At 39.2% G+C, this 5,685-nt stretch carries 8 protein-coding genes; all 8 read left to right on the plus strand.

What is annotated here, in order from left to right; genetic code table 11:
• Positions 1-514 precede the first annotated feature (514 nt).
• The 8 genes from NO989_RS21375 (at position 515) to NO989_RS21410 (ending at position 5,164) form a co-directional block, all read left to right on the plus strand.
• Positions 515-1,000, plus strand: coding sequence for a hypothetical protein (locus NO989_RS21375; RefSeq protein WP_168463725.1), 486 nt, complete (start codon positions 515-517; stop codon positions 998-1,000).
• A gap of 132 nt (positions 1,001-1,132) precedes the next feature.
• Positions 1,133-1,675 (plus strand): hypothetical protein, encoded by a 543-nt coding sequence (locus NO989_RS21380; RefSeq protein ID WP_371343169.1) that lies wholly within the window; start codon positions 1,133-1,135, stop codon positions 1,673-1,675.
• 105 nt (positions 1,676-1,780) lie between these two features.
• A complete protein-coding gene (locus NO989_RS21385) occupies positions 1,781-2,179 on the plus strand; it encodes a hypothetical protein (RefSeq protein ID WP_168463724.1) in 399 nt (132 codons plus the stop codon).
• A 107-nt stretch (positions 2,180-2,286) separates the two neighbouring features.
• Positions 2,287-2,637, plus strand: a complete 351-nt coding sequence (locus NO989_RS21390) for a hypothetical protein (protein WP_168463723.1) — start codon at positions 2,287-2,289, stop codon at positions 2,635-2,637.
• Between the two features lie 113 nt (positions 2,638-2,750).
• A complete protein-coding gene (locus NO989_RS21395) occupies positions 2,751-3,161 on the plus strand; it encodes a DCC1-like thiol-disulfide oxidoreductase family protein (RefSeq protein WP_168463722.1) in 411 nt (136 codons plus the stop codon).
• Positions 3,162-3,278: 117 nt separating this feature from the next.
• Positions 3,279-3,644: a hypothetical protein gene (locus NO989_RS21400; RefSeq protein ID WP_168463726.1), complete on the plus strand. Its 366-nt coding sequence runs from the start codon at positions 3,279-3,281 to the stop codon at positions 3,642-3,644.
• 635 nt (positions 3,645-4,279) lie between these two features.
• On the plus strand, positions 4,280-4,732 hold the full coding sequence (locus NO989_RS21405; RefSeq protein WP_371343170.1) for a DUF3291 domain-containing protein: 453 nt from the start codon (positions 4,280-4,282) through the stop codon (positions 4,730-4,732).
• A 162-nt stretch (positions 4,733-4,894) separates the two neighbouring features.
• Positions 4,895-5,164, plus strand: coding sequence for a hypothetical protein (locus NO989_RS21410; RefSeq protein ID WP_014949705.1), 270 nt, complete (start codon positions 4,895-4,897; stop codon positions 5,162-5,164).
• Positions 5,165-5,685: the final 521 nt, after the last annotated feature.

Here is a 5,685-nt window from a genome sequence, read left to right on the forward strand (position 1 = left end):
TAATTATGGCTCTGGCTGAAAAGTTAACCCACGAAAATGCGGGGGCTAGCACTTTTACAGGGAGTCATTGTGTCTAGGCGTCATTTACTTACAGCATTAAAATGTAGATTAAACCGTGACACTCCAGCATCAAGGTTGTTTCGCTAGGTAGTATTTACAGCTTGCTTTTTCGGAAGTTTCAATGGCTTTAGCAACGTGCATTTCATCAACATAGCAACGCCAACATTTAACATCACCAGTCTTCTAAACTCTCTCTTTTATCCAGCATTACCGTTAACATCTGGCATTTCGCACGGGGTTGCTTTATCTTAAATTCAATAATTTAAACACGCGGTCTATTTAGCTAGTGGTGGCAGCAAGGCTGCATACTTTTCTTTGTACGCCTAACAAAACGCTGTTGGCACTCCCTTCGGTCGCTGGGACGCTAACATGTGGGCTGCTCACTTCGTTCGGATTTTAGCCCACAAGCCTGCGCCCCTTATTTAAAAGTTAGTTTCCACGGAAATTTGGAAATATGAAAAAAGAAACCAGAGAAAATACTCAATGGATTACAAATATTTTGACGAGTATAGGTGTGATAGTCGCGATATTTTTCTCATTTTATAATACCAAATACAAGCCCAACGAAGCACATTTGCAGATATCAGAATCATATTTGAATGAACATCGAAAAGTCGTTGCATACAATGGAGGGCAAGGATTGTGTTTGGATTTCTCGATTCACTACCCAGACACTTTAAAACAAGCCTATTTATTTGCGAATTATGAAGAGACTTCTTTAACAAACGTAGAGGTAGTATGCGATGAACAAAACTTATGCAACCAGTCTATTCCACGATATAAATTCGCGTACTTAGATGGAAGCTGTCAGGAAGGAAATTGCACTGCGTTCATTGGTACATTAAAACCAAATGAATCAGTTGCATTTATATTCGAAGATATAATCGATAAAGAGGTGAGTATCTCTTGTGTAGATCAGCGGGTATTCAGTGAAAACTAACAAGGCGCTTAACTCGTTCCCTTCGGTCACTGGGACAGTAACGCGGCGGCGCTTCGCGATTATGCCGCTACGTCACTGCCCGTTAGCTTAGCGTTAGCTGCTCTCAATATATGCCCCAAAAGGAATCTAATTGTGAACAAAAATAAATGGAAGGTACTTAATGAGCCATTTGTACTGTGGTTTTTATCTTCTGTCCTAATTGGATTTATTTCGTGGCAATACACTGAAGTGCAAAAAAATTCTGCCGAAAAAAAGGTACAAGCAAGAGTGCTTAAAAAAGCTCGTTTGGAACTGCGTCTTCTACTTCAAGATATTGAGTTAGGAGCTAGCCTAAAAGATAAAACTACTGCTAGTCATCTAACAGGGACGGTAACTTTGATGCAATACAATGCATTAAACGAATCTAATCAATTTTACGTGGCTACATTGCAAAATATTATGTTAGAGATTGATTCAAGAACAGATAGTAGAGGCTTGGAGCTATATCAAAGACGTATCTTCGAGCATTTGAAAGTAATCTCCCTATCTATTCATCGGGTAATAACTTTTTCCACAAAACCTAGTGACCTTGTCTGGAATAGACTTTCAGATGCAGAAAAGGAAAATTTAGGCAGCCTTGTATTGCTTACAAAAGAAATAAACGAATACTATGAAGTACTTGGTACGAGTAGCTAACAAAGCGCTCAGCTCGCTCCCTTCGGTTACTGGGACACATACACGCGGCGGCTTCGCCATTTTCGCCGCATGTTTGCGCCCGTTAGCCTACCGTCAGCAGCAAGAATGAAAAGCATACTTTATTTCGCTGTTTTAATTGTATCTTTTGGACCATCCGTGATTTTGTTAACCCTCGGGGTTATATTTAGTCCCGCTTGGCTCTACAGTCTGTTCGAAAGCCAAATGGCAACAATGGTTCCATTTCTAATGGTAGTAGCTGGACTTTTAGGCTTTTGGGGCATGCTTGCACTTAACAATCTAACGCTTTATCCATATAAAACAGATACTCCGCCCAAACGATTAATTGTTTTTCTATCTTTAGGCTGTATAGCTTCATTAACTGCAACTATTTTTGCAGCTTATATGGATTGGCTTTTGGCTATTGCTATGTTTCTTCCAATTCCAGTAACGGCTTGCCTTACATATCGCAATAGAGCATATTTTTATAAGCAGGTTCGCAGCTAACAAACAACTGTTGGCGTTCGCTGGGACGCTTACACGCGAGGCGACTTCATTATTATGCCCCCGTGCCAGCGCCCCTTATTTAAAACTTATGCACAAGGAAGTATTGAATGAAACATAAGATTGTTTGTTCACTATTCTCAATAGCCATTTTTACTTCGGGACTATTTCTCGGCGCATATATCAGTACGTCGGCGGGCGCTAGTTCGAACTCTACAGAGTTATATAACAGCATTATTCATCTTTCTTCTGTTCATCAACAAATAGAAAATGGTGAATTAGAAAACGCAAAACAAGCCATCTGTAGTTTCGTCAGAACACGCATCGAATTACTAGAGCTTGGCCATCAAATTCTTAACGAGAATAGGGCCAAGGAAGTAATGGTTCTAAAACAAAGTATGGAGAAAATATTTTCAAACACATCGCCAGCCAGCACTTCGTTAGCTGAAACTTGTATTTAACGAGGCGCTTAACGCGTTCCCTCTGGTTACTGGGACAGTAACGCAGCGACACTTCGTAAATATGTCGCTACGTCACTGCCCCAAAGCTTAGCGTTATATCGCGGGATAGTTCGATGGAAGATAAGGATTTAGTTATTTACGATGGGGTGTGTAACTTCTGTAATGGAGCAGTTGCCTTTATTTTGAAGCGCGACAAAACTGAACGTTTTATATTCTCACCAATGCAATCAGAATATGCTCAAGAAGTTATCGAACGTTACAAAGTTGATACTGTAGGTGTTGATACTTTTATGTTGGTTAAGAACGGAAACGTTTTTCTTTGGTCTGACGCTGCACTAGAAATCGCAAAAGACTTAACTGGGTTCTGGTTTTTATTCGGTGTAACTAAAATCTTGCCGCGTTCTTTTAGAGATTTCTTCTACAGAATTTTTGCCCGCAACCGTATTAAGCTTTTCGGTGGTACAAAGCATTGTCAAATACCCGATAGAAAGGTCTTAGGGAGGTTCAGAGGTCTTGCGATGTAACAAACAAATAAAGCCGTTCCCGTTGGTCACTAGAAGGCATATATGCGGGGCCGCTTCGCCATTATGCTCAGCGCATATGCGCCTCTTAGCTTAATGTTAGAAGCTTCTGAGAAATCAATGGCTAAATCAGAAATAAGACGATTCTTAAAAGAGATCCGCACTAAGTTTCCTGACGTTGTGCCTCTTATGGAAAAACATGAGAGTTGGGCGCTTACATTTCTAATGGGAGAGTTTGCAAATTTGACGACTATTTTGTTAAACCAAGGCGACTTAGAAGAAGCACTTGAGCAGTTGCATTACATGAGCGAGAAACTAGATACTGCAACCGAAGCAGAATTCGAGTACATAGATGTATATTATACAGAGCACTTATTCTGGAAAGGTACCAAAGAAGGTATTGAACGTGGCTGGCCTCTCGTCCCAGATAATCTCAAAAAACTGTACTTGGACTTTCATGGTAAACCACCTAGGGTAGTGGTTTAGATAAGGTTGAGGGAAGTACAATTTTACAAAGTACGATTGATGGCTTTTGTGAAACTCAGCGCTCTAAAGATGTCTTTAAAAAATTAAAACGTTTTATATCCAATAAAGCGATTAAAATGTCTGGTGTTCTATTTTTCCCTGAGGCTTACGATAATCTGAGAAATGGTTGGCGATTAACCCCAATTCTAACTGGTGTGCCTGAGTTAGATGTTAAGCTTGAACCTTACAATTAAGAGTGTTTTAAACATAACAAACGCTTTAACCAAGGGACGAAAAACAGCAGGCTTGCGCTCCTTCGTCGCTAATTTTAGCCTGCTATTTTGCGCCAGTTTAGCTAGGCGTTATGCATCAAGGTAAATAATGAATCGAGCGCCCTTCTCAAAAGAACCAGTTAACCTATTTATTCTTTTAAAGATGGCCTACACCGATTCTTTGGGGGCCAATGTGCTGAACTGGCATCTGAGCAGACTGCTCAAGCAACTATTTTAAAATTGGAGCTAACTATTCGTTTTCTCCATTCAAAAGTAAGTTATTTGGAAAATGCGTAAACTAATTCCAAGACAGACACTTCAAAGTACTAGACCTAGTCTAACTTTATAAAACGCGTTCTCTAAGTTAAAAGTCAAGGAGACAATATGCATCTCGCTCAATTGAATATTGGAAAAGTCAGGTTTAACTTAGAGGCCCCCGAAATGGCGGACTTTGTAAATAACTTAGACCCTATCAACGCCATTGCTGAACAAAGTCCAGGATTTATCTGGCGTTTGAAAGACGAATCAGGTGATGCCACTAACATAGAGGTAGAAAATAACCCAGATATCATTGTTAACATGTCTGTTTGGGAAAGCGTAGAGTCCCTTAAGAACTTCATGTTCAAGACGCATCACATTGATTTCCTTAAGCGTAAAAAAAAGTGGTTTTTGCCCTTAAGCGAAGCATCTTATGTGCTTTGGTGGATACCGAAGGGTCATATTCCAACCCTTCAGGAAGCTATCACTAAATTAGACCATCTTCGGGAAAATGGAGAATCTCAGGATGCATTTAGTTTGAAAAGTAGTTACCCCAAGCCTGAGTTGGAGAATCATTGATGTTTCCAAGGTCAGAAGGCACACTAGTAAGGAGCTCGAACTGGCCGTTGAAATACGTAAGCACGGATCCCGACACGTAGATTCTAATTTTCGCACACGAGTCTCACATCTTAGATGGCTGCCGTGTTCTCTATTAGATAGTTTAATAAGAAAGGATATTTTATGAACTTATCGTTTTTACTTGTACTTTTTATCTCTTTTTTCACAATAAATATCCTACCTTGGGTTCTAGCACTTATATCTAAAAAGGCTTCTGGTAATAACAAGGTCATCTGGTTCTTGATGTCGTTTTTATTATCATGGCTAGGCTTTATCGTTTATTACTATCTTGTGATTAAGCCAGAATGGAAAGCTGAGTTAGAAAGAAAAAAATCAAAAAGAATACTCAGAAATGAAAATGGAATGCCTATTAAAATGTATGAGCAATCTTAAGGTTAAAATTGACACGCATTTTATCAACGTTTATATGTAGATGAACACTAGTGATAGCCTAAATCTATATTTTGAAAATTTACGAAGGAACGACAATGCCTATAAAAAAATGGACTTTACAATACCTAGTCGCATTTCCCTTGCTGGCCACTATTTTTGCCAGTGTTCAATACTTTAAAGGCCAGTCTTTTTCCTACTCTCTTGAATTCGGTGTTACATGGGCTTTTATATCTATTTCTATATTTGCAGCTCGCCGCATTTACAATTTTAAAAAGCGGATCCATTGCGAAATATGCAACGATATACAAAATCATAAGACCATTGAATAATTGAGCGCGCTATTTCAGTTGAGTACTCAACCTTAATTTCATGTTAAAAAAACGGGTAAAAAAATGAAAACACAAACCTTACTTATCTATTTTTTCTTTTCCTTGCTAGTCTCTTTGACGTGGTCAAGCAAATTCACACAACCCAGTTAAGCCGCTTTTCCTAAATTTGCCATATCAGCCTCATATTGATTT

This window comes from Alteromonas sp. DY56-G5, assembly GCF_041414725.1.
GTDB lineage: Bacteria > Pseudomonadota > Gammaproteobacteria > Enterobacterales > Alteromonadaceae > Alteromonas > Alteromonas macleodii.

What these genes read in the sequence shown, in the direction of transcription:
- NO989_RS21375 (WP_168463725.1), top strand. Translation starts at nt 515, where the DNA reads ATGAAAAAAGAAACCAGAGAAAATACTCAATGGATTACAAATATTTTG.
- NO989_RS21385 (WP_168463724.1), top strand. Translation starts at nt 1,781, where the DNA reads ATGAAAAGCATACTTTATTTCGCTGTTTTAATTGTATCTTTTGGACCA.
- NO989_RS21390 (WP_168463723.1), top strand. Translation starts at nt 2,287, where the DNA reads ATGAAACATAAGATTGTTTGTTCACTATTCTCAATAGCCATTTTTACT.
- NO989_RS21395 (WP_168463722.1), top strand. Translation starts at nt 2,751, where the DNA reads ATGGAAGATAAGGATTTAGTTATTTACGATGGGGTGTGTAACTTCTGT.
- NO989_RS21400 (WP_168463726.1), top strand. Translation starts at nt 3,279, where the DNA reads ATGGCTAAATCAGAAATAAGACGATTCTTAAAAGAGATCCGCACTAAG.
- NO989_RS21405 (WP_371343170.1), top strand. Translation starts at nt 4,280, where the DNA reads ATGCATCTCGCTCAATTGAATATTGGAAAAGTCAGGTTTAACTTAGAG.
- NO989_RS21410 (WP_014949705.1), top strand. Translation starts at nt 4,895, where the DNA reads ATGAACTTATCGTTTTTACTTGTACTTTTTATCTCTTTTTTCACAATA.